Source organism: Rhodococcus sp. MALMAid1271 (assembly GCF_049195265.1).
Taxonomy (GTDB): Bacteria; Actinomycetota; Actinomycetes; order Mycobacteriales; family Mycobacteriaceae; genus Rhodococcoides.
The window spans coordinates 26,654-48,902 of the sequence record NZ_JBMIRQ010000119.1; the positions used below are offsets into that span (position 1 = coordinate 26,654).

The following is a 22,249-nucleotide window of genomic DNA, read 5'->3' on the forward strand; positions in this document are numbered from 1 at the left end:
GTTTTCCGGTCGCCGCAGCAGTCCAAACCCCCATGGGTCGATGCCTCAGCATGGGCCGTTAGCCGACAGATGCTGCCTCTCGAATGATGTGATGGCGATATGACACCGGAGAACAAGCCGACACTGCACGGGATGCTGGATGTGGGGGACGGGCAGCACATCTATTGGGAGCAGTGGGGTCCGTCGGACGGCATCCCGGCGGTGTATTTGCACGGTGGACCGGGCGGGACTCTGAACGCGAGTCAATTTCGTCGCCATTTCGACCTTTCGAAGGTGTGCGCAGTCGGATTCGAGCAGCGTGGCTGCGGGCGGTCCACTCCGCATGCGTCGGATCCTTCGACGTCGTTGGCCACCAACACCACTGCGCACCTGATTGCCGATATCGAAGCCTTGCGTGAGCACCTCGGCATCGAGGCGTGGATCGTCAACGGCGCGTCCTGGGGATCTACCCTCGCCATCGCCTACGCCCTTGCACATCCGACGCGTGTGCTCGGTGTCGTCTTGTGTGCTGTCACTACGACCGGCCGCGCGGAGGTCGACTGGATCACCGAGGGCGTCGGCGCGATCTTCCCCGAAGCGTGGGACCGTTTCGCGACCTTCGCGGAGCAGGCCGGCGTCGGCTATCGTCGCGGTCACGGACGAATAGTGGACGCCTACTCCCAACTACTGAACTCGAACGATCTTGTATTGCGGGACAATGCATCCCGTGAATGGGCGCTGTGGGAGGACGTTCACATCTCGATCGGCACCGGCGGCATCAGACGCGACCCCAGGTGGGAGGATGACCGGTTCCGACTGGCCTTCGTGCGGCTGGCCGCACACTATTGGTCGCACGACGGGTTCTGCGATCCGCCACTGCTCGATCGTGCCGATGGTCTGGCCGATATCCCTGGCTTTCTGATCCACGGCCGAAAAGACGTCTCGGGACCCGCGATCACGCCGTGGCATCTACACCGACGCTGGCCCGGGTCGACGCTCCTCGTCGATGAAGGAGACGGGCACGGGGGCAGGTCCATGGTGGCACGCTGGGACGCTGCGAACGAAGCGCTGGTCGATCGGGTTCAGCGAGCGAATGGTGCATGATCGAGAGGTGACCTCTTTCCCGATCGTCGACCTGACTCCTGATGAACTGCTGACCACCACACGGACCGTCCGCAAGCGCCTGGACCTGACGCGGCCGGTCCCGATGGAGCTGATCAAGGAATGTCTCGAGATCGCGCTGCAGGCCCCGTCCGGCTCGAACAAGCAGGGGTGGCAGTGGATCGTCGTCACCGATTCCGATCTGCGCGCCCGGATCGGTGCGATCTACGGCGAACTGTTCGCCCAGTATCAGGCATCGAAGCATTCCGCTTCGGCCTTGTTCGCCCACGATCCGGAACGTGCCTCGGTGCAGAAGCGCGTCGGCGACAGTGCCGGCTGGCTCGGCGAGCACATGGGTGAGGTGCCGGTGCTGTTGATTCCGTGTATCCAGGCCGGCACCACGCTTCCGGCAGGAAACCAAGCGGGACTGTGGGGTTCGCTGCTACCTGCGGTGTGGAATTATGCCCTGGCTGCGCGCGCTCGTGGCCTCGGAACAGCCTGGACCACAATTCATCTCGGACGCGAGGCGGAGATCTCTGAGCTACTCGGCATCCCCGAAGGATTCCATCAAGGTGCGTTGATTCCGACGGCGTACTACACAGGCGAGACGTTCAAGGTTGCGCCCCGCGACCCGATCGAGACGGTTCTGCACCTCGACCGGTGGTGACCCCGCGGTTCGATGGTGTGCTTCAGCGCACGATCGGCATGACCTGCCGTACCTTCGGGTCGCGCAGGTAGAGCGCACCCCACACGAAGATTCCGACGTAGACCGCGAACAGCACCGTGCTTACTAGCGGCTTGTCCACACGCCAATTGGTGAGCACGGCACCTCCCAGGTACCCCGTCAACAGGACTGCACCAAGAAATGCAGTGCGGGGAATCAGATACAGGGCCAGCGTGACCAACAAGATGATGCCGATCACCGGCGTCATCTCGTCGCGCAGACCGAGTTCGACGGTGGCGTCTTGCACCTGCTGCACATTGAGCAGTTTGGAGACCCCGTCGAAGATCAGGAAGATCGCGATCAGTGCGGTGAGAATCCAGCCGATCCGGGCAGCGGTGTGTGAATCGGCTGCAGGAGGCGTGGTCTGGGTTGTCATGGCAATCTCCGATGGTCGAGGTTGTGAATGCGTGAGTATGGACAATTGATCCGTTGGAAACTCACCGGCGAGCATCGAGACCTGGTGCCAGCTAGACCTTCAAGATTCGGCGTGCGGCCTTGGAGATGTCGCAGTTTCCGTGTGCGACGGAGTACGCGATGCCGTTGTAGACGAGGTTCCACAGCAGTGGGTTCTGTTGGGTGGGCCTGAGGACGAGTACGAAATTGTTGCCGTGGATGTCGCGGATCGACATGGCTCGGTTGAGTCCGAAGGTGGTGGACCGGATCTTCTCGAGCTCGTAGGTCGATACCCATTCATCGCGTTGTTGGACCCAGCGGGCACCGGCGATCACACGATCCTTCGCAAGTTTCCGGTAGAACATTGCGCACATGACGCTCAGAAATGTCCAAGGAAACCAGTCGGTGAGCCAGTCGAAGCCTCGGTACACGAAGATCCAGCACAGCAGCCCAAAACTGAATATGAAGATTGCTCCCTGTAGTGGGTAGTGCTTGGATTCTTCGCACCATTCGAGGGGTGGTCCCATTTCTTCGGGCACGACGACCTCGGTCGTTGGTTTGCCTGATGGTGTTATGCGGTTGGCTCTGGATTCGGTGCGTGGTGCTGACGGTGGTCTGGGCTCGCCCGTCATCGGGTCGGGCACCGGAGCTGGTTGGGTGACTCTGCGCACTTCATAGCCTCGCTTTGCGCGATTTGTGTCTCATACTTTGAGGATTCGGCGTGCGGCCTTGGAGATGTCGCAGTTTCCGTGTGCGACGGAGTACGCGATGCCGTTGTAGACGAGGTTCCACAGCAGTGGGTTCATCTGGGCGTCACGGAGCACAAGGATGAGCTTGTTGCCGTGGATGTCTTCGATCTTCGATGCTCGGTTGAGTCCGACGGTGGTGGATCGGATTTTGGTGATTTCGTATGTCGAGATCCATTCGTCGCGCTGTTGAACCCAGCGAGCTCCTGCCAGGACGCGGTCTCCGAGGCTTTTGTAATACTGCAGAATTGGAAGGCCGAACACCATGAACGGCGGCCACCAGTACCAGATCCAGTCGAAACTCCTGATTGGAACGGTAAAAACCAGGATGCCGAAGACGAGCAGCAGGATTGCAAGAAGAAGTTTGCTCTTTCTGGGTTCCTCATACGCTTCCAGTGCGGGACCGTATTCGATTGGGACAATGCTCTTTTCGAGGTTGCCGGGCATCGTCACCCAGTGGGCCGCTGTCTCTCCTCTGTGGGCTGTCGGAGGCCTCGGTTCGCCGGTCACCTGGTCTGGCATCTGGGCAGGAATGACGGTTGCCCGTCGCCGGCGGTCCGTCACTCTGCCGCCCATTCTATGAGTTCGCCGACGCCGTACCCAACGAGTATTCCGACACCCACTGCGGCCACAGTTGCTGGTCCGCCTGCAACACTTCCAAGAAGCAGAGTCGTCGCGGCTGTACCGGCAAGGAAGCCGCCGGCATCCTTGCCGACAACTTTGGCTGCATCTCCGACGTTTTCGGCACCCTGGAGGTCGTACGCAGTTTGTGCACCGGTGAAAACTACCCCTGCGATTGGGATTTTTCCCCCAATTTTTCCACCAAAGGGGAGTCCCTGCGCTGACCACTCTCCTATTTTCGGCAAAATGCTCCCAGGCAGCAGCGCCCTGTTCTGCGCAGCGACTCGAATTGCATCATCCGCCGCAGGTGTGAAGGCCGCTGTCGCTCGCGTCGCGGCCGTCGTGACCGAATCGGGTGCAGCCTCCGCGGCGATGGCCGCGAATCGTTCCAACTGCGCGGCCCTGGTCTGAGCAACCGCGCCCCACTGGTCGGCTTGCTGAGCGGCAGTGCCCAGGTAGCTGATCACTCCGCCGGCGGCCATCCACGGCGCAGAGCTGCGCAACCGCTCCAGCCAGCCGGCGCTGTCGTCGAAGGCGGACTGCAACGCGGTGTGCGCGTTCGCTTCGGTTGTTCGCGCCTCGATCACCATGTCGACGGCCTCGTTGTATGCCGCGATCTGGTTCGCCTGCGTCGTCAGTTGCTCGATCGACCAGGGGCCCGTCGGATGTAGCGGATCAGGATCACCGATCCACGTTGCGTTGCAGACATCAGGGCCGACCCAGATGCCGGTTTCGATGGCTCGGGCGACCGCTCGGTTGAGGGAAACGCGGGCTGTGAACATCGAGTCGGCGAACGATTCGAGTGCTTTCGCCAGCGTTTCAGCACGGTCGGAGGTGCGTTCGGCGGTGGTACTCAGCGTGGAAATCGTGTCGCGGAAGTTGTTCCCGGCATCGGACTTCCAGACGTCTTCGGACCGATCACGGGCATCGCGGAACTTCTCGAATCCTGATTCTGCGCTGTCACCGAGCGTGCGGAGTGCCACTGCACACGCGTGGCACGCGTCGATATCGACGTCGAGATATACGTAGATCGGCATCAGCGCGGACCGTCCGGTGCACCGACGTCGACGACCGCTGCGGCGTTCGCGTCTTCCGCGGCCGCGTAGTTCTCGTCGCACGTCTGTACTGCGTGGGCAGCGCGAGAAGACGCGTTCACCAACTCCGACATGACCTGCGCCAGCGACGCGATGGCCTCGCCGACGAATATGGTGGACGGGCCCGCATTCGGCACCTCGGGTGCACTGGCACCACTCGAATTCAACGATTGTGCATTGTCCACCAGTATCCGAGCGGGTTCGTTCAGATCGCCGATTTCGATGCCGGGCAGGCTCATCGGAGCGGGTCCGTCATGAATGTGTCAGGTGTTTTGCTATCCGAGTTAATACGTCGGTCCAATAATGGAAGTGGCGCGTCGAGTAGGACGACGTCGATGTCGGCCGAAGCGCGGATCTCTGCCAGCCCGCGTTCGTCGACAAGCCCCCACGGCTGCCCGTTGCCGCAGTTCTGCACCAGCGATGGCAATGACGTGTAGGCCGCCAGCCCGACGCGGCCGTCGGGCAGAATTCTCAGATCAACCGTCCTGGTAGTAGTCCCCGACGATGGTTGAAGCGGCACGTACAAACCCGGCGAATCGCCGCGATGCTCGAACATTTACCCCCCGGTAAGTCGATGTCAGCAACCCCCCGATGTGCTGACTCCGGCAACAGACTAGCGGGTCCTGTCCAGTTCGGCGTCGGCACGGCTGGTGTCGTTCACGAGCGTGGAGCCGAATGTGGGCCCGCTGTCCAGCGCAGCACTCGCCGACGTACTCGGTGTTCTGGGCCTGAGCGCAGACCACCTGCATCCCAATTACGCTCCGGCTGAGGCCTTCGGCGGCAATTGGCATCCCCTCGTTGTTCTCAACGATCGAGGCGTCTTCAACGGGTTCACCCTGATGTAGGTCGCGCTCGTGCAGTGCTGGACGAACACGGATGGCCGGCGACGATCATCGTCCTTTGGCCGGAGAGCGCCGAGCGATGGCACGCGCGCAACATTTTCCCGGTGGGGTCCATCGCGGAGGACCCGGCGACGGGTGCGGCAGCGGCGGCGACCGGCGGGTACCTACGCGGCTCGCACGCAGTGAAGCCACCTGCAAGCATCGTCATCTACCAGGGAAGCCATGTTGGTCGGCCCAGCCAGCTCCCGGTACAGATTCCACCGTCCGCCAGAATAGTCGTGTCAGGTTCGGCTGCCCGCATCGCCTGATCACGTACGCAAGTAGGCCACCACCGCCATCACACGGCGGCTCATTCCGGCGGAGTTCGCCAGTCCGAGTTTGTCGAACACGGAGTTGATGTGCTTTTCGACCGAGCTCACCGAGACGTACAGATCGGCTGCGATTCGAGCATTGGTGAGACCTTGCGCCATCAGTTCGAGCACATCGCGTTCGCGGCGTGTGAGTCGTTCGAGTGGATTCGATCGGGTCGTGCGCGATAACAGCTGTCGCACCACTTCCGGGTCGAAGGCCGTCCCGCCGTCGGCAACTCGGTTCAAGGCATCCAAGAACTCGTCGACCTGCGCGACGCGGTCCTTGAGAAGGTAGCCGACCTTGCCGCCGGATCCGCTGATCAGCTCTGCTGCGTAACGGTTTTCGACGTACTGGGAGAGTACGAGTACCGCTACCTCCGGCCATCGATCTCGGATGGTCAGTGCTGCTCGCAGTCCCTCGTCGCTGTGATCGGGAGGCATGCGGACGTCGGTGACGACGATGTCGGGGCGATCGTCCTCGACGGCGGCGAGGAGACCGTCGGCGTCTCCCACGGACGCGATCACGTCGTGGCCCTCTTCGCCGAGCAGACGCACCAGACCCTCACGTAGCAATGTCGAGTCCTCAGCGACGATCACCCGCACGGGACGCTCGCCGTCACGACGGTCGGGCCGCCGACCGGGCTGTGCACGGTCAGGATGCCGTCCATCGCCGCGACACGACGGGACAGTCCGGACAGGCCGGAGCCGCACGGGTCGGCCCCGCCGGGCCCGTCATCGGTGATGGTGGCCAACACACGGTTGAATTCCTGGTGAGTGACGTTGACCTCCAACAGTTGTGGGCGGGCGTGCTTTGCCGCGTTGGTCACCGCCTCCGAGATGACGAAGTAGACGACAGCCTCCACAGCGGGTCGTAGTCTCTCCGTCAGTTCGTACTCGAGTCGGATGGGAACAATTGTCCGCTGGGCCATCGTCTCGATTGCCGCATGGAGGCCCGCCTGATCGAGGGCGATCGGGTACACCCGGTTGGCAACCTCGCGCAGCTCGCTGATCGCTTCCCGAGATGCGAGATGGGCCTGACTAAGCAGCTCGCTGCGCCTGTCGGGCTGGTCAGTGCGGCGGGCCCGGCCGATGAGCATCCCGAGCGCAACCAACTGCTGCTGGATGCCGTCGTGCAGATCGCGTTCGATGCGGCGACGTTCGTCGTCGATGGCGTCGACCACATGGTCGCGGCTGCTCGTCAACTCGGCTACCCGCTGGTGCAGCATCCGATCTGACTGCCTGCCGAGAATGCCGACGGCACCCCACCGGTCGAGCGAGCCCACCCCCGCAACGCCGACCACCGCGACGAAAATCAACAGAATTCCGGGCAGCGCCGCTGCCGCCACGAGTCCGCCGTCGACTTTGTCAGAGTTCTCGATCAGGCCCCAGCTGCCTTTCAGAACCCACGCCGACACCATCGAACACGCCACAATGACACAGAGGGTCAGGAGGAGGACGACGCCGATTCCCAGTAGACCGATCGTCCACCGGACGCCCAGATACAAGCGGCACCGACGAGGGGTCAGCACGTCCGTATAGAGCCGGCCGTGAAAGCGGGTGATCCGGCGGATCTCGAGTCCGGTCAAAGCCGATGCCTTTTCATCGATTGCGATTCGTACCGGTCTTCCCCATCGTCCGAGGAGCCGTGCTGACGCGAGGCCGAATGGTGCCACAAGGGTGAACAGGAGGGCCGAGACCGCTGTGATGCTGCCGAGGAGAACGCCCGCCAGCGCGATCATCCATCGTCGAATCAGTGTGCGGGCGGCAAACTGATCCTCCAGGTCGGGTGAGTGCGCGACGTGGTTTACCAGCACGTATCCAGAGTATCCGAGCCTTTCACACGCGGCATTGCGGTAAACCGCAAAGTTTCGAGGTGAGGGACCGGAAGTTGTTCGACGGTATTCCTCGATGCCCGATATTCGCCGCATTCTTAGCGTTGCCGGTGACCTTCTCGTCAAGTGACACCATTGAAAAAAGGGGAACTCACATGTCCAGCAATCTGTTCGCTGCATCGGCGGAGACAGCACAACTCGATGGGCTCGCCGGATGGGCGGTCGGCGTCATGGATGCGCTCGGAGGGCCCGGCGCAGCCGTCATAGTCGGTGCAGACAACTTGTTTCCGCCGATCCCGAGCGAACTCGTTCTGCCGCTTGCCGGGTTCTCGGCCAGCCAGGGCGTGTTCTCCTTCGGTGCCGCGCTCTTCTGGACGACGCTCGGCTCGGTCCTGGGCGCGATCATCGTCTACGCGGTCGGTGCGCTCATCGGCCGCGAGCGCACGCGCGCTGTTGTGACGAGGATTCCGCTGGTCAAGGCCAGTGACTTCGATAGATCGGAGGCGTGGTTTGCCAAGCACGGCTCGAAGGCAGTGTTACTGGGCCGGATGGTGCCGCTGTTTCGTAGCTTCATATCGTTGCCGGCCGGAATCGAGCGAATGGGAATGGTGAAGTTTCTGGTGCTCACCACAATCGGCAGTCTGATCTGGAACACGATTTTCGTGACCGCGGGGTACCAGCTGGGTGAGAATTGGCACCTGGTCGATGGGTACGCCGAAATCCTGCAGAAAGTCGTCGTTGTCTCGATCGCAATTGCTTTCTTCGCTTTCGTGGCAGTACGGTTGCTGTCCCGCCGAAAGGTCGATCGCGCCGGACGTCGAGCACGGTGACGGCGGTCGGTGGGCTTCGAGCATGCCCCCGAACAGGGCCGACCAGAAGCGCTGGTTCACAGCGCTTCTGGTCGGCCGGGTAGAGGGAGAAACTACTTCGGCAGTCCCATCTTGTACTGCAAGGAATAGGCCAGTTTGCCGGGCTTGTTGTCCGAGTACGGCGTCGAGAGCTTGCCGAATTCGCCCTTGCTGGAGGGCTTTCCGTCGTTCCACGCGTCCAGCGCGCCGAGTTCGGCTGCGGTACGGCCGCTGTCGATCACAGCGTCTTTCGGGGCTGCAACCTGAGCGCGGGAGACCGCCTCGACGGTGCTCAGGTAGCTTGCCATGTCGTTGCTGTTCCATCCGCTGATATCGACCGCGCCGGAGTCACGAACCCATGCGCCCCAGTAGAACTCCTGGAAGGCGATCGAACCCGGTGCGAAGCCGATGTCGCGCGCGAAGTACGTCAAGCTGCGGTACTTGTCGTTCTGAAATTTGGCGAGCCCGACACCCGAAGGCAGTTGTTCGACCGGAACCTCGTTGCCGTCGACGTCGTAGTTCCACACCCACTTCTCGGCCTTCATCCGCGCCCAGAAGTCTGCCGGGCTGAGGTCACTGAGGTTCGCGACCACGCGCAGACGCAGGTGCAGATTCGGCCCACCGTCCGGCAGTTCGTAGAACGAGGTGAGTGTGTGATGTCCGTCGGTCAGGTACGGAACTCCGCCTGGTCCGATGACGACGGTCTTCATGGGCGCGATGGTGTCGGGTGTTTCCTGGCCGACGGGAACTGTGCAGGTGAACGACGACGGATCGTCCAGTCGCGCATCGGGCAATGCCGACGCGGCCTCTTCCTGGCCGTTGGCCTCGCACCAGTCGTCGAACTTCTTGTTGATTGCATCCTTGCCGAGCGTGTACCGACCGAGCTTGTAGTACACCTCGTCGAAGCCGAGCGAGGGTTGCGTCGCGCGCACCTCGCCGATCGGGAGGTCGAGGAGTTCACCGGCTTCGGCACACTGATATCCCAGTCCCGCGGAGGATCCGGAGGGGAGTAGGTCTGCGATCTGGCACAGCGGTGACGCAGTCCGTGCCGGAGCGGCTGTAGCGATGCCGCCTACCGATGCGGACGCGACAGTGATCACTGTGAGTGCGCTGAGCAGGGCAGCTCGTCCAAGCGTGGCCATTGTTGAAACTCCTGTGATTTCCGAGAAGTGAAGGTTCTCGAGAATGTCGCACCTCGGTCACCGGTCGATGTCGCGGAGTCAACGGGGAGATGGTGATGAGGTGAACGCGTCACGTCGGATGGTGGGTGTCAGCGATCCGATCGCAACATCGCGTAGACGAGCGTGTCGGTCCATTCGCCCTTACACCACCAGTTCTGGCGAAAGTGCGCTTCCTGACGCATCCCGACGCGGCGGGCCAGCCGGGCCGACGCGTCGTTGCGGCCATCCATCTGGGCGCTGACGCGGTGGATCTGAGGTAGCGAAAATACGTGATCTATCACGGCAAGGACCGCTTCGGTGGCGTAGCCGCGACCGGCCACAGTGGGGGAGAAGGTCCAACCCAGCTCGACCAGGGACGGTGAACCGTCGACCAACCATGCCTCGACGTTGCCGACCACGGTGCCCTCGTGTTCGACGACCATCGCCAGCGCCTGTGTGTGCAATCCGATTCGCTTCATCCGTTTACCCACCGCAGCAACGGCATCGACGTGTGACCACGCCGGATGAAGGAGATAGCGGCAGACCTCGGGATCGCTGTAGTACGTGAGAATCTTCTGTGCGTCGGCTGGTTCGTAGAGGCGCATAGTCAGGCGCTCGGTGTGGATGGGCGCGGCAGTCATGCGCCCGATTCTGCCCGACCACAATTCATGCTGACTCGAACCCTGGTGATCCCCCCGTCCGGCCGATTCTGATCAGACGAATCTGCACGATCCGACAGAGCGCGTGCAGGGCCGTTCGCTTCTCCTGCCCGTGCGGTTCATAATGTAGGAGATTGTCAGCCTCCAGTCCGGCTGCAACCGGCCATCGATGCACCTCAACAGGCCCAGAAGCGGATCGTGTCGCCGGGGATGTACGGCATCGATTTCTGCTGTGGCAGTGCGAAGCCCAGGTCGACGCTCGGCGGAATGCCCAGCGCCGGATCGACCCCATTTTGCCGAGGCGGTGCCGGTGCCGATTACGCTGCCCGCCATGAGAACCAGACTCAGAATCGCTGCCGTTGCGCGTCGTCCCACTGCCGATTCTCCCTGTGCTCCGGTGGTGACGGGTGTCACTGTCACGAAAGTCAGCACGGGTCGGTTTTCTGCTTGGCGAGGCATCGGCAGCATCGCCCCTGGTGGCGGCGGCCTGCGCGAACGGTCTTCAGGTGCCGAGATCGCCCGCGATATCCGCGGCAGAGAGCATCGAAACAAGCAGTGGTACAACTCGTTTGGGGGCTATTCGATAGTCACCGCGGCCATGCTGTTCCACGATGTTCGCTGAACTGAGCGTCTTGAGGTGGTGATAGATCTGACCGGAGGATCCGACTCCGACCGCGGCGTGCAGATCTGCCGCGTTCGCCGGGCCTCGCAGCAGGGTTCGCACGATCTGAAGCCGAACCGGATGTCCCAGGGCAGCAAGCACTTCCGACGTCGAGGAGATAGGGAGTTCGACGATGGCGTCGGGAGAGTAGCTGATATCCCAGTGGACGGTGCCGTGCAGATGCACGTCGCCTTGGTAAGCGATCATCCCGCCGGTCGACGGGGTGGCATCGAGCTGTTGGGGAGCGTCGCGTCGTTCCAGCTCGGCGACGCGGGCTTCCAGCTCTGCCAGTCTCGATTCGAACTCTGCGCTCACGCCACGCAGGCTATCCGGTCGAGTACGTCCGGCGATTGCATCGCTTCGATGATGAGTTGCTGTTGTACGCCGAAATCGGCCATGGCTTGATCGAACCTGTCTGCGGGGAGGTCGTCGATCAGCCACACGGCGGTCGCGACTGTTCCGTCGTTGCGGCGCAGTTCGAATCCTTGGGTGAGCACTCCTGCCAGACTGCCTCCTTTGAAGCCGATCCCCTGGACGCTGTCACCTGCGGGTTGCCATTCCAGTTGGCGCAGGATGACGTCGGACGCGGCGCCGTAGGTGCCGTCGGTGAAGGCGCGATACATTCCGTTCAGTTGTTCGGCCGAACCGCCGCGAAAAGTGCTCTGCACTCGCGCGGCCTGTTCTTCGTAGGTCGGCAGTTGCACGGTTGCGTTCACCTGCTCTCGAAACTGCGGGTCGAATGCCCATTTCTGGGCGGTGTCCCAGCGGTTGCCGTCGGCGAGTGCCGGATCGAACAGAGACAGGACGTCGGTCACCAGGCTCGGCACTTCGAAGTTCTCCCACCCGCCGGTAGCTGCAGCGTCGATGATCGCTTGGTCGCCGAGTCGGTATCGGAGGTAGTCGGGGACGGAGTTGTCGCTTTCCTGGATCATGGCCGAGACCATGTCGTCGATGCGAACGGTGGCGTTGGGGTCGGTGGCGTTGGTGCCACTGTTCGCAATGCCCAGCCGGGTCAGGGCGTTGGGGTGAGCACCTCCATCGGTGCCGGGCACGTACCAACGCTCCCAATCCGAGAGTGACACTTGCTCGTTCGGATCGATCGAGCCGTTGGCGACCGCCTGGGCGTAAGCGGCGAGGTGCACCACTTTGATCGCGGACGCGAGCACCTGTTCTTGGTCGGCTCGATGTTCGACGGTTCGACCACGGCCGTCGTCGATGACAAGACCGACGGTGTCGGGTGCCTGATCGATCAGTCCGATCCACCCGTCCTCGGTGGCGAGGTCGGTCGAGGTAACGGGTACACAATTCTCCGGTGCCGGAGTGGTGGTGGTTGTAGCGGTCGAGTCGGTGTCGGTGGCGCATCCGCCGATCAGAAGGACGGCTGCGCAGGTTGTCGACATCCAGGTTCGGTGCCGCATCAAGCTCTCCGATCTGTTATTCCGTAATTACGGATAAGCATAATCAAGGCTGTGCGATGCGGCAAGGTTCTGGGTTGGGTGGTTCAAAACAGTGTGGGTGCGGTGTAGCGACCGTGCCGTGCCTCGTTGAGTCGAGCGCTCCAACGCTGCACGAGCCATATTTCGACGAGTTCGGGGCTGGTCCCGATGTCGGTTGCCCATGCGGTGACGAGTTCGACGTAGCGGTCGTAGCGGCGATGCGTGAAGCCGGTGACGGACGGATCTTCTAGCCACCCTTCATGGATGAGTGTCGAGACACCGTATTGGTCGATCAGCTGCGCCGGGCCGCCGTAGACCGACGCCTTCACGGCCCACAGGAACGTGGCCATCAGTGACATTCCGACACCGGGCGCATCGGGCAATCCGGACCAGGTCGAGTTCGGGTGGTCGGGCACTGCACGGTTCCGTACGCAGCTGTCGAGCACAGCCAGCGTCTTCGCGACGGGGTTCTCGTCGGGACGGTTCAGGTGCGGGTTCATGACGTCCGGGAATCGCCGCATTGCTCTGCGGTGCCGGTGGCTGCCCTGCCACGCCGCGCAGAGAAACAGCAGTCCGAGTGAATCATGTTCGCCTACAGCCAGGCTGGTGCCGAATCGAAGGTCGTTGCGCTGCACGGTCGCGCCGCCGTACTCGACGATTTCGCCGTCGAGATTGCGGCCGCGCAGCCGAAGGTCAGAACCTGCCCTGTCGAGGTGACCGTTCCACCAATCCAGGTCCACCTCCACGCCGTCGTCGAGGACATGCAGGTCGTAGCTGCGGTGCTGACACCACTGCACACAGGCCGTGGGAGGCGGGAACCCCTCGTCGAGTCGTGACATACCGCCATCGAAGCATCGGGTGCCGACAGAGTCCGCGGAGCTTAGGGTCTCGAGCGACAAGGATTTGCGCGGCACGAAGTAGCGGGGCGCGCCATCTGCGCAACGTCTCTAGCTGATCACACAGGTCACGGAAGGCTTGCCTCGATTGCTGTATGTTGTGTCTCCACATGCCTCGGGGGAGACGATGACTGATTTCACTTGCAATCCGGATGAGTTGTATTCAGGTGCAGCTCGGTTGGCGGCGATGGCGGCGGACCATGACGACTTCATGGAACATGCGGGGGTGACAGTCGAGGGTGCCTTGGCTAACGGGCTGGTGGGTAGTTCCGGTGCGGCCACCACGGACTTTTTGACTCGGATGCAAAGCTGGACCAACAGCGTGTCGGTCCAGATCAGCCGGCATTCGACCAGCATTGCCGACGCTGCGCGATCGTACGAGCAGCAGGAGATGGACTCGGCCTCGACGGTGATGCGGGCTTCTATCGTCTCGAATCGCGAGTAGGCACCGAGTGCTCACAATCGACGATATCGATCGATGGAACGTAGTCGAGTTGGAGCTGTTCGCGAGGGTCTGCAGCGAAGTGTCGCAGCACTGCGAGGATCTGAAAGCCGCGCTCGACAGTCGAGTTCTCGTTCCGAGCTGGGAGGGTGACGCGTCAGATGCGTCCCACAGAAAGTTGGAATCGCTGAGCCCAGCTATCGGTGAAACAGGCGGAGCTGTTCACGACATGGGGCAGGCCGTGGTCACCGCAGTGTCTGGTGTTCGATCGGTCAAGGATGACCTTGCGTCGGTACGGGATGATCTATCCGCGGCAACGCTCGCGGTCAACCAGCTGACGGCTCAGGTATTCGACCCAGATCCGCCCAGGATGCAGGGTTGGATGCAGGAGGAGAAGGCCCAGCACTATCAAATGGTTCGTGATCTCCAAGGCAGAATCAACGACATCCTCTCCACAGCGGACCGGATCGACCGGAACTTGGCGACGGCCATAGGTGGTGGATTCGTGGATCAAGCGGCCCCGAGTTCCGTCGACGCGGAAGCCTCCGACAGCCTCGATCGGAACCAAACTCAGATCAATGCATTCCGACAGGTTTACGCCCTGGATCCCATCAGTGTGAACGACTGGCGAATGGCGGAAGCGCTCGATCCGCAAACGCATCTGGCAGTGAACAAGGGCGCTGATTCGAACTTCGTCGTTGGAACAATCGAACCGCGAGAGGGATACGGAATGGTGCGAACCAACCTCTATATCCCGGGTGAACAGGCGCAGAATTTCACTGTGAACCCAGCTGACATTTTGGACGGCCGAGCCTTTCCAAACAATGCTGGCGATAACCGGGGGCCCGACCCCTACGCTGGCGCAGGTCAATCTCGGGTTTCGGTGTATGTGGACTACGAGAATGGTGTTGTGGTCGCGCGACAGAATCCCACAGTCGTGACGAGCGGACCGAACCTACCGCTTGCGGACTATCCTGAGATCCGCGTGGCGCAGGCGGCCGACGGTTCGGTGAGGATCAATTACTTTGCAACAGACGCCTATCAGCCGGTAGCGGGCAAGCTTGCCGGTGTTGGTGTTGAGGGCGATGTGACGCTTCACCCCAGCCATGGCGGGTCCGCTGTACTGGCCGGCGGAACTGTCGGCACATTTCCGTCCGCTGAGATCTACCAATATCAGTCCGATGGGAACGTCGTGCAGCTAGCCAACTATGAAGCGACGGGTTCCGAGTATGGACCGATGAGCCATCTGGTTCAAGGGCCGAACAACGAGATCGGGGTGGATGCTCCGCAGGTGGGTGAGCCGCCGCTGGCTCCCCGTCAGATGGGGTACCCCGGTTCTCAGCAAGGTCTGGCACCGGAAGTCGGTACGCTCCTTGGCTCGCCGTCCGCGCCGCCGAGGATCGAGATTGTGGAGAGTGGCCGATGACGGCACGGTCTCGAACCAGCTTCGTGCACCTATGGTTCGTGTCGCTATTGTGGGCAGTACCAATCGGTTACGTCTTGACCGCCGCGAGTGTCGCTGGAGCATTGACGACGGGATACGCGACGGACGGTTTCGACCATCCCTTCTCCGAGTATTTCTCGACGGCCCTGGTGGGCTTCTTCCTCTGGGGCACAATAGTTTTTGTCGGTCTGTGCTATGTCATCGTGCCTCTCGTGGCGACGGTGATGGCCATCGTACGGTTGTTCGTACACGGACGACGGAATCAGAAGCGCCACGATTGAACCAGGTTTGCTCGATACATCTCGATTCATCGAAACCTGACCGGCTGGGCTGTGGATATCAACGTTGGGATGTCTTGGCTGTCTGCGCTGTGCCGGAGTATCACCCTGATGGAATCCAGCCGTTCATTTCGGATGTCCCTGCGCACTGTCGGTCCCATATGGAACTGTGGGGTCTGGTTAGCCATCAGAACGAACAGGGGAGTGCCGGTGACCGTTGCCGACAATGCTGTCGACAGGCCACTCGTCGATGTGGTGATCGACGCCATCGATGCGGATGCCGAGCTGTCCGACGAGGTCAAGTACTTCGTTCTCGCTGCCCTGGAAGGGCCGACGTCACTGCAGGAGCTTCTCGACGGCATCTCGACCCCGCACGTTCCGGAGCCGTCGGGTAGTCAGCTCGTCGAAGAGCCGGTCGGTGCGTTTCTGACCTCGATCACTGTCGCAGGATTCCGCGGTATCGGGCCCAAGGCAGCGTTGGAGCTACACCCCGCGCCGGGCATCACGATCGTCAGTGGCCGCAACGGATCGGGCAAGTCGAGCTTTGCCGAGGCTCTCGAATTCGCGATCACCGGTTCGAGTTACCGCTGGGAGAACAAGGCCAAGCTGTGGGCCGACACCTGGCGCAATCTGCATCAGGGCGATCCGTGTGAGGTGCGGGTGGGGCTCACGATCGAAGGGTCCGAACCGACGGTAGTCGGTGTCGACTGGACCTCCGATGCCGCGCTTAAGGGATGCTCCACCTGGACTCAGGTGGGAAAGCAGAAGCGCAGCACCGGTACCGATGCACTTGGGTGGAAGTCTGCCGTCGAATTACATCGCCCGATCCTGTCCTATGACGAAATCGGCGGACTGTTCGACGCGACGCCGTCCACCCTGCACGACGCCCTGGCCAAACTCCTCGGACTCGACGAGATCACCGATGCCGAGAAGCGACTGGCAGCGGTACTCAAGGAGGTCAAGGGGCCCCGGCAACGAGCAGCGGAGAGCCTTCGCCAGCTCAAGAACTCGTTGTCGGATGCGTCGGACGATCGTGCGATAACTGCTGTGGCCCTGGTCAAGAAGCGGGTTGCGGATCTCGACGCGGTGCTGGCGCTCGCCACCGGAGCCGACGCATCGGCATCGCCCGCGGTCATCGGTTTGAAGCGGCTCGCAGCGCTGAGCGCCCCGACTCAGCAGCGTGTCGATGAGGTGGTGGCGGAGCTCCGGGCAGCTGCGGCCGATACCGCGGATTCCGCTGATGAGGCACTGTCGGTGGTGGAGCAGCGCAACGATCTGCTCGATGCGGCACTGCGACTGCACAGTGAGACGGGCACTATCGAGTGCCCGGTGTGTGCGACTGGGACGCTCGACAATGCGTGGGCCGAGCACTCGCGGACGCAGTTGTCCGAGCAGAGCCAGAAGTTGGCCGCCTACAAGCTCAGCCGCCGCCGACGCGATCAAGCGCAACGCGCAGCGGTCGAACTTGGGAATGAAATCGCCGACGCCACCGCGGTGGAGGGCGTTGACCTGCCTTCCTTGGCCGAATATCGAAAGTCCGTCGCCGTGGCCCGAGAGCAGCCGTCGAGTTCTTCCGGTGTGGCGGATCACTTGGCTACGACAATGCCCGCGGTCATCGAGTTTGCGGAGGTACTACGCACCTCGGCCAAGGAAGCGGCGGCTCAGCGTGAGGACACCTGGCACCTATTGCTGGACGTCTGGCCGCGTGGGCCACCCTCGAATCCGCGGCGCGAGAGGCCGATGAGACCGTCAAGAACGTCGACGCGGCCAAGAAGTGGATTGCCTCGCATGCGAAGCAATTGAGGGATCAGCGGCTCGCGCCGATTGCCGAGCAGGCACGCGACATTTGGGCGGAGTTGCGGCAGGAAAGCAATGTCGACATCGGTGCTATCAACTTGGTGGGCCACAACACCAGCAGGCGAGTAGTGATGACCGGCTCGGTCGACGGCGTGGAGTCCGAGGCACTGTCGGTGATGAGTCAGGGCGAGCTGCATGCGTTGGCATTAGCACTGTTCATCCCGAGGGCGACTACGCCGAACAGTCCGTTTCGATTCATCGTGCTGGACGACCCGATCCAGGCGATGGATCCAGCGAAGATCGACGGCTTCATCAAAGTGCTGTCGACGCTCGCGAAGACCAGGCAAGTCATCGTGTTCTCGCACGACGACCGATTGGCCACTGCGATCAGACAACTCGCAGTCGATGCGCGGCTCGTCGAGGTGATGCGCGAATCAGGTTCCAACATAAGTGTTTCCGAGACACAGAATCAAGCGACCCGCTATTTCAATGATGTGCGGGCATTGGTGTTGGACGAGAATGTGCCTGACGACGTCAAGCGGCGGGTCGCACCGGGCTTGTTCCGGTTGGCTCTGGAATCGGCTGCGCAGCAGGTGTTCTACGCAAAGCAACACCGTGCGGGGGAGTCGCGGATGGTGACCGAGGAGCGATGGTCGGCCGTGCACAAGACTCGCAACAAGATTGCGCTGGCCGTACATCAGGATGCCGAACAAGACGTGTCGCAGTGGCTGGGATTTCGCACCGAACGCTCCCCGACGCTGCATATCGCGAACGCCGGCTCACACAAGGGAGCCGATCGGCCGATCACATGGGAAGTGGTCAATGACCTGAAGAAGATGGTCGACGGGATCCTTGCCGAATGACTACGGCAACGTCACCGGCGGTAGCGCTGAGAAATGCCGAACTGCTGCTCGGCGGAAGTCATGGTGCTGCAGGCGGTTCGGCGCGTTTGGCCGCGTTCCTCGCTCGCCAGGCTTTGGAGGAATTGGCAATCGAGCGATGCGTGGCGCTGGGCGTGGATATCGAGCGACCGAGTATGCGATCGCGCTTGGTGATTCTGCGGTCGCTCGACACAGCCGAGAATGCCGACGCTGCTGCGATGGCATGGAACAGATTGAGCAACGCATGCCACCACCACGCGTACGAACTCGCGCCGACGGTGGATGAGGTTCGGCACCTGTGTGGCGTGGTGGCAACGCTGTTGGAAGGCGAATGACTATAGATCCAATGAGCTCCGGTGTGGCGGCGTTCATCGACCCGACCGACGACATGCTGCGACAGCAGTGGGTATCGGTACTCGCTCGCGAGCATGTCCCCGCGGGTACTAATCAGAAGAATTTCGTTCAGTGCGAAGTTGTGCTGTGCTTCTGTGCCTCACTCGTGATGGACTACAGCAGATACGGAAGCGCATCGGCCTCGCGCGCGCCGTTCCCGGTGCAGGACCTGGCCCGGATATTCAAACGTCCGCCCACGTCGATCATCGCAAAGATGGCCAATCTCTACGGGACTCGATCATACGGCGGTAAGCACGACCTCGAGGTGGCCGAGCGGCTTCGAGATCTCGATCTGCTGAGGGGTCTCTACTTGCGCATATTCGATGTTGCTCGAACTCTGAACATCGATGAGGCCGAGCTGCCAGATTTCCTTCACCTCGAGGATGGTTTCGCTCTACAGCTCGAGGGTCAGGCTGAACTCGACGTCAGTGTCGTCGAGAGTGAATTCGAGAGGAAGTTGGAGCAGCACAGGCGAGAAGGTAGTGGAAAGGCGGTCCTGCCGACTCAGAGAATGTTCACGTTCGCCGTACGCGTCGGGCAGCATCGGTTCGCCCAGTCGGTGCTGGAGAATCACAAAAACTGTTGTGTCTTCTGCGGACTGAGTGGCACCATCGCAGGACAGCGTCGGCCGAGAATGATGGTGGCGAGTCATATCAAGCCGTGGCGCGATAGCTCCGACGATGAGCGGCTCGATTTCCGCAATGGACTTACCGCGTGCCCTACGCATGATGTCGCGTTCGATACTGGGTTGATCACCGTTAATCAGGACCTCAGTGTCAGCTATGCGCCAGGAATCGAGAGCGAGGTGAGAGCAACCCCGGCACTTCGGCATGCACCGGGCAAGCCACCGCTGGGAGAGCGGATCTTCTTAGGCCCAGATTCGGTCTCTCCGGAGATATCTTATCTGATTTGGCACCGGGAAAAGATCTACGTCGCTGTATAGAACAGACCGCTGGTCTCGGCAACGTCCCCCACCCAAAGATGTGCGGCGCTACAGCTTGCCGCAATTGTCGTGGCGAGGAAGTCTGCGACCAGCCTTGGACATCCATGGCGGCGACTGATGTCGTTGGAGTCCAAAATCGTGCGTCCAGAGCGTGAATCCTTGACGAGCTGACAGCGATTTAGGACCCAGTCGACGAGCGTGAGCTGCCCGAGGCGGACGGTATTAGCGTGTTCGGGGATCGCCGAGAACTCGATGTAGTCGTTGAAGCGAATCGCTGATCGGCCGGATCTGGCGTCCTTCATCTTGGTTGTCCGCCACAGTGTCCAATCGTCGGTTTGCACGGGTGCCGAGATCGTTTCCACGAGCGATATCGGCTTACTCCTGTCGAACGCATCGCTGAACACTCCGAGTTGCCACACAGCGGTCGGGGTCAGGTCGAACTGCGGCGAACGCGGGACGCGGTCGCGGAAGATCACGTCGAACAAGTCGTCGAAGGCCTGTCGAGTCGATGGTTGCGCCATAGCGGCGAACAGTAGTCAACGGGTTTGCACAGGCACGCTCAAGAGGCTGTGGATCGGCGGGTAGCCCGAGTTGCCCGGTATGCGTATGAACTTGCGCCTGCGGTGGGCGATGTACGGCACCGCACGCGAGCTAGAAGAAATTGATTAACAGCCGATTCGGACTATCTGTTCGATGACCAACAGTGCCCGGCGGGCGCTGATCGCGACTACGGAAGTGCGGCGCAATCGCGACATCGGTTCGAAATTTGTGTTGTGCCGCGGGGATTACCGGGCAAGCGGTACGGTCCCGATACTCCTCAGCAGTCTGATAGCCCTAGCGAGAAGGACACGAGCGCCATGACCGCACCAGTCCGCCAGCCGTCTCTGTCCAACGTCAACGTCCCCGCTTTTATGCTCGCCGCCGCCTCAGCTCTCGGCTTGGTGATCAGCGCCTTGGGTAGCTGGGTGTCTACACCGTTCGGAGGTCTGGCCGGAACGTCGACCGCCGACGGCAAGATCGTTCTCGGGGTGGGAGTAGTGGCGGGCTTGGCGGTATTCGTACGGTCAGTCGTTGCATCGCTGCTTGCTGTCGTCGTCATGCTGATATGCGGTATCGCTGGGTTGGTGACAGCGTTCACCGACGTCGTTGCTTTCGAGGGTGAGGATGCATCTGTCGGATGGGGCTTGTGGCTGGTGCCCGTCACATCGGCGGCATTGCTGATTGCCTCAATCGTCCTGCTGTTCACGCACCCTTTCGAGATCGGTGCTCGTACCGCAGGGCCGGGAGATGGACAGGCGTTACCGGTCACCGCGGCGCAGGAACGGCGATACATACTCTTGGCCTTGGTTCTGATGGTGGTGACCGTCGGGCTACTCGCGGTGGCAGTCGTGGTCGGTGTAACAGGCTGACACTATCTGTCTATTCCCCTTTGTTTGTAGCGTCTAGTGGGACTAAACGAGTCTTGTGAAGTGGGCCGACCTGCTCAACGAGAACTGCGCCCACGCCAACGATCTCGCTCGATACAGCGAGGCCAACGACATGACAATCGGAGCAATCCGCATGGAGCAACACTTCAGATCAACAACCCAGTGCCCGTTGTGAAAAGGATAAACGGCACGTCCCGAGAGATGCGGAAGTATGCAATCTGACGCTCGCAGGGGGAGCGGTGAATCAACGTAAATACCAACGTGACGGCGCTGCAGCCGGCAGCTCCGCGCTCTCGAACCATCGGGTCGGACGACGCGAGAGCCCGACCTCTGTCTCGGCGCGGGGAACGACCGGCCACGGAGACACCGTGATGGTGCTCGCGATGTTGTCGTCGGGGTGCTCGAAGACCTTCTCGAAGGCGGCAGCAACGATCTCCGTATTGATTTCACAGGTCTCGACCGCGTCGAGAACAAAGGGGGACTGCGGCGAGATATCTACGGCCTTCGCGTGTTCGTTATGCCCTTCGGGAAGTCCGATACCCGGTTCCCTTGACTTGTCGATGCCATGAGGAATTATTGTCTCTCATGACAGCGACGGATCTATCCCTACTCGAGTTGCCGTCCGCCGCTTGCAGTTGGCTCGGTCGGACTGATGCCCACGAAGCGATATTCGACCACCGGATATCCGTCAACCCAAAATGGTGGGCCCAGGAATTTGCCGACCACGGTCTGCCCGATACGCTCCTCGGCAAGACGATTACGCGAGGTGAGCTGTTCGCGATCGCCGAGGACGCGTCGCGATCGCCTACTGGCGCATTGACGCTGTTGTGGAATTCCATCGCTTGGGGCAGCGGAACCAGTCCCCGCAATAACCGTGCGAGGATCACTGGGGTCGCAGCGAGTCCGTCAGCGGCCGGCGAACTCTTGCAGCGCGCCGCCCAGATAGGCCGCCACGATCCAAAATCCGCCTATGAGCTTTTGTTCCCCGCCAACAAGCCCGTGCTGAAAGGACTCGGGCCCGCCTTCTTCACCAAGTACCTCTACTTCGCTGGCGCGGGCGCTGCCGACCACCCGTGCTACATCCTCGACGAGCGCGTCGCGCGTGCCCTATACGCGATTGGGTGGACCTCGTTGCCTACCAGTCAATGGCGCGCTTCGGCCTACGAACGCTACTGCGATCTCCTACGGCGTTGGGCCGCAGAACTTCACGCCCCGCGAACCGACTTGATCGAACGATGGCTGTTCGACAACGCCGGTCACTCAGTACCAAACAATCCACGAGCGAAATGAGGTTGCCAAACC

At 61.6% G+C, this 22,249-nt stretch carries 28 protein-coding genes; 14 read left to right on the forward strand and 14 right to left on the reverse strand.

Features of this window, described 5'->3' with window-relative positions; genetic code table 11:
- Positions 1-99: 99 nt before the first annotated feature.
- Together ACOQFP_RS22665 and ACOQFP_RS22670 are read left to right on the forward strand one after the other, a co-directional pair.
- Positions 100-1,083: an alpha/beta fold hydrolase gene (locus ACOQFP_RS22665; RefSeq protein WP_421585602.1), complete on the forward strand. Its 984-nt coding sequence runs from the start codon at positions 100-102 to the stop codon at positions 1,081-1,083.
- A gap of 7 nt (positions 1,084-1,090) precedes the next feature.
- Positions 1,091-1,747 carry a nitroreductase family protein gene (locus tag ACOQFP_RS22670; protein ID WP_341244802.1) on the forward strand — a complete coding sequence of 219 codons (657 nt, stop codon included), beginning with the start codon at positions 1,091-1,093 and terminating at the stop codon, positions 1,745-1,747.
- Positions 1,748-1,769: 22 nt separating this feature from the next.
- Here ACOQFP_RS22670 and ACOQFP_RS22675 read toward each other — a convergent pair whose 3' ends face one another.
- From ACOQFP_RS22675 to ACOQFP_RS22700, 6 genes are all read right to left on the reverse strand, one after another.
- Positions 1,770-2,180 (reverse strand): DoxX family protein, encoded by a 411-nt coding sequence (locus ACOQFP_RS22675; RefSeq protein ID WP_421585603.1) that lies wholly within the window; start codon positions 2,178-2,180, stop codon positions 1,770-1,772.
- 91 nt (positions 2,181-2,271) lie between these two features.
- Positions 2,272-2,532, reverse strand: coding sequence for a hypothetical protein (locus ACOQFP_RS22680; RefSeq protein ID WP_421585604.1), 261 nt, complete (start codon positions 2,530-2,532; stop codon positions 2,272-2,274).
- Positions 2,533-2,898: 366 nt separating this feature from the next.
- Positions 2,899-3,507: a hypothetical protein gene (locus ACOQFP_RS22685; protein ID WP_421585605.1), complete on the reverse strand. Its 609-nt coding sequence runs from the start codon at positions 3,505-3,507 to the stop codon at positions 2,899-2,901.
- Complete coding sequence (locus tag ACOQFP_RS22690) at positions 3,504-4,601, reverse strand: hypothetical protein (RefSeq protein WP_421585606.1); 1,098 nt, start codon at positions 4,599-4,601, stop codon at positions 3,504-3,506. Before ACOQFP_RS22690 ends, ACOQFP_RS22685 begins: the two co-directional genes overlap by 4 nt.
- Positions 4,601-4,897: a hypothetical protein gene (locus tag ACOQFP_RS22695; RefSeq protein WP_421585607.1), complete on the reverse strand. Its 297-nt coding sequence runs from the start codon at positions 4,895-4,897 to the stop codon at positions 4,601-4,603. The genes ACOQFP_RS22690 and ACOQFP_RS22695 overlap by 1 nt, the downstream gene beginning before the upstream one ends.
- A complete protein-coding gene (locus tag ACOQFP_RS22700) occupies positions 4,894-5,214 on the reverse strand; it encodes an SAV_915 family protein (RefSeq protein WP_421585608.1) in 321 nt (106 codons plus the stop codon). The genes ACOQFP_RS22695 and ACOQFP_RS22700 overlap by 4 nt, the downstream gene beginning before the upstream one ends.
- Before the next feature lie 109 nt (positions 5,215-5,323).
- Here ACOQFP_RS22700 and ACOQFP_RS22705 point away from each other — a divergent pair, with 109 nt between their 5' ends.
- Positions 5,324-5,503, forward strand: coding sequence for a hypothetical protein (locus ACOQFP_RS22705; protein ID WP_341245392.1), 180 nt, complete (start codon positions 5,324-5,326; stop codon positions 5,501-5,503).
- Positions 5,504-5,517: 14 nt separating this feature from the next.
- Complete coding sequence (locus ACOQFP_RS22710) at positions 5,518-5,808, forward strand: PhzF family phenazine biosynthesis protein (protein WP_341245391.1); 291 nt, start codon at positions 5,518-5,520, stop codon at positions 5,806-5,808.
- On the opposite strand, the gene ACOQFP_RS22715 is transcribed toward ACOQFP_RS22710, so the two are convergent.
- Complete coding sequence (locus ACOQFP_RS22715) at positions 5,809-6,453, reverse strand: response regulator (RefSeq protein ID WP_421585609.1); 645 nt, start codon at positions 6,451-6,453, stop codon at positions 5,809-5,811.
- Positions 6,444-7,664 carry a sensor histidine kinase gene (locus tag ACOQFP_RS22720; protein WP_421585610.1) on the reverse strand — a complete coding sequence of 407 codons (1,221 nt, stop codon included), beginning with the start codon at positions 7,662-7,664 and terminating at the stop codon, positions 6,444-6,446. The genes ACOQFP_RS22715 and ACOQFP_RS22720 overlap by 10 nt, the downstream gene beginning before the upstream one ends.
- Positions 7,665-7,837: 173 nt before the next feature.
- Here ACOQFP_RS22720 and ACOQFP_RS22725 point away from each other — a divergent pair, with 173 nt between their 5' ends.
- Positions 7,838-8,512: a DedA family protein gene (locus ACOQFP_RS22725; RefSeq protein WP_421585611.1), complete on the forward strand. Its 675-nt coding sequence runs from the start codon at positions 7,838-7,840 to the stop codon at positions 8,510-8,512.
- 92 nt (positions 8,513-8,604) lie between these two features.
- Here ACOQFP_RS22725 and ACOQFP_RS22730 read toward each other — a convergent pair whose 3' ends face one another.
- From ACOQFP_RS22730 to ACOQFP_RS22750, 5 genes are all read right to left on the reverse strand, one after another.
- Positions 8,605-9,672, reverse strand: a complete 1,068-nt coding sequence (locus ACOQFP_RS22730) for a ParB/Srx family N-terminal domain-containing protein (protein ID WP_421585612.1) — start codon at positions 9,670-9,672, stop codon at positions 8,605-8,607.
- Between the two features lie 128 nt (positions 9,673-9,800).
- Complete coding sequence (locus ACOQFP_RS22735; RefSeq protein WP_421585613.1) at positions 9,801-10,331, reverse strand: GNAT family N-acetyltransferase; 531 nt, start codon at positions 10,329-10,331, stop codon at positions 9,801-9,803.
- Positions 10,332-10,851: 520 nt separating this feature from the next.
- Positions 10,852-11,325 carry an ArsR/SmtB family transcription factor gene (locus ACOQFP_RS22740; RefSeq protein WP_421585614.1) on the reverse strand — a complete coding sequence of 158 codons (474 nt, stop codon included), beginning with the start codon at positions 11,323-11,325 and terminating at the stop codon, positions 10,852-10,854.
- The gene (locus tag ACOQFP_RS22745; RefSeq protein WP_421585615.1) at positions 11,322-12,410 is read right to left on the reverse strand and encodes a serine hydrolase; all 1,089 of its coding nucleotides are present in this window, start codon (positions 12,408-12,410) and stop codon (positions 11,322-11,324) included. Before ACOQFP_RS22745 ends, ACOQFP_RS22740 begins: the two co-directional genes overlap by 4 nt.
- Before the next feature lie 101 nt (positions 12,411-12,511).
- Positions 12,512-13,285 carry a hypothetical protein gene (locus tag ACOQFP_RS22750; protein WP_421585616.1) on the reverse strand — a complete coding sequence of 258 codons (774 nt, stop codon included), beginning with the start codon at positions 13,283-13,285 and terminating at the stop codon, positions 12,512-12,514.
- 184 nt (positions 13,286-13,469) lie between these two features.
- Between ACOQFP_RS22750 and ACOQFP_RS22755 the strand changes: the two genes are divergently transcribed.
- The 7 genes from ACOQFP_RS22755 to ACOQFP_RS22785 all read left to right on the forward strand — a co-directional run bounded on the left by ACOQFP_RS22755 (position 13,470) and on the right by ACOQFP_RS22785 (position 19,520).
- Positions 13,470-13,787 carry a hypothetical protein gene (locus ACOQFP_RS22755; protein ID WP_421585617.1) on the forward strand — a complete coding sequence of 106 codons (318 nt, stop codon included), beginning with the start codon at positions 13,470-13,472 and terminating at the stop codon, positions 13,785-13,787.
- A gap of 7 nt (positions 13,788-13,794) precedes the next feature.
- Positions 13,795-15,210 (forward strand): WXG100 family type VII secretion target, encoded by a 1,416-nt coding sequence (locus ACOQFP_RS22760; RefSeq protein ID WP_421585618.1) that lies wholly within the window; start codon positions 13,795-13,797, stop codon positions 15,208-15,210.
- A 74-nt stretch (positions 15,211-15,284) separates the two neighbouring features.
- Positions 15,285-15,509, forward strand: a complete 225-nt coding sequence (locus ACOQFP_RS22765; protein WP_421585619.1) for a hypothetical protein — start codon at positions 15,285-15,287, stop codon at positions 15,507-15,509.
- 207 nt (positions 15,510-15,716) lie between these two features.
- On the forward strand, positions 15,717-17,309 hold the full coding sequence (locus ACOQFP_RS22770; protein ID WP_421585620.1) for an AAA family ATPase: 1,593 nt from the start codon (positions 15,717-15,719) through the stop codon (positions 17,307-17,309).
- Positions 17,306-18,166, forward strand: coding sequence for a hypothetical protein (locus tag ACOQFP_RS22775; protein WP_421585621.1), 861 nt, complete (start codon positions 17,306-17,308; stop codon positions 18,164-18,166). Before ACOQFP_RS22770 ends, ACOQFP_RS22775 begins: the two co-directional genes overlap by 4 nt.
- Positions 18,163-18,519, forward strand: coding sequence for a hypothetical protein (locus ACOQFP_RS22780; RefSeq protein ID WP_421585622.1), 357 nt, complete (start codon positions 18,163-18,165; stop codon positions 18,517-18,519). Before ACOQFP_RS22775 ends, ACOQFP_RS22780 begins: the two co-directional genes overlap by 4 nt.
- A complete protein-coding gene (locus ACOQFP_RS22785; RefSeq protein WP_421585623.1) occupies positions 18,483-19,520 on the forward strand; it encodes an HNH endonuclease in 1,038 nt (345 codons plus the stop codon). Before ACOQFP_RS22780 ends, ACOQFP_RS22785 begins: the two co-directional genes overlap by 37 nt.
- On the opposite strand, the gene ACOQFP_RS22790 is transcribed toward ACOQFP_RS22785, so the two are convergent.
- The gene (locus tag ACOQFP_RS22790) at positions 19,505-20,041 is read right to left on the reverse strand and encodes a hypothetical protein (protein ID WP_421585624.1); all 537 of its coding nucleotides are present in this window, start codon (positions 20,039-20,041) and stop codon (positions 19,505-19,507) included. The two genes, ACOQFP_RS22785 and ACOQFP_RS22790, sit on opposite strands and share 16 nt — an antisense overlap.
- 336 nt (positions 20,042-20,377) lie before the next feature.
- Between ACOQFP_RS22790 and ACOQFP_RS22795 the strand changes: the two genes are divergently transcribed.
- Together ACOQFP_RS22795 and ACOQFP_RS22800 are read left to right on the forward strand one after the other, a co-directional pair.
- A complete protein-coding gene (locus ACOQFP_RS22795) occupies positions 20,378-20,929 on the forward strand; it encodes a hypothetical protein (protein WP_421585625.1) in 552 nt (183 codons plus the stop codon).
- 603 nt (positions 20,930-21,532) lie between these two features.
- Positions 21,533-22,237: a hypothetical protein gene (locus ACOQFP_RS22800; protein ID WP_421585626.1), complete on the forward strand. Its 705-nt coding sequence runs from the start codon at positions 21,533-21,535 to the stop codon at positions 22,235-22,237.
- Positions 22,238-22,249 lie beyond the last annotated feature (12 nt).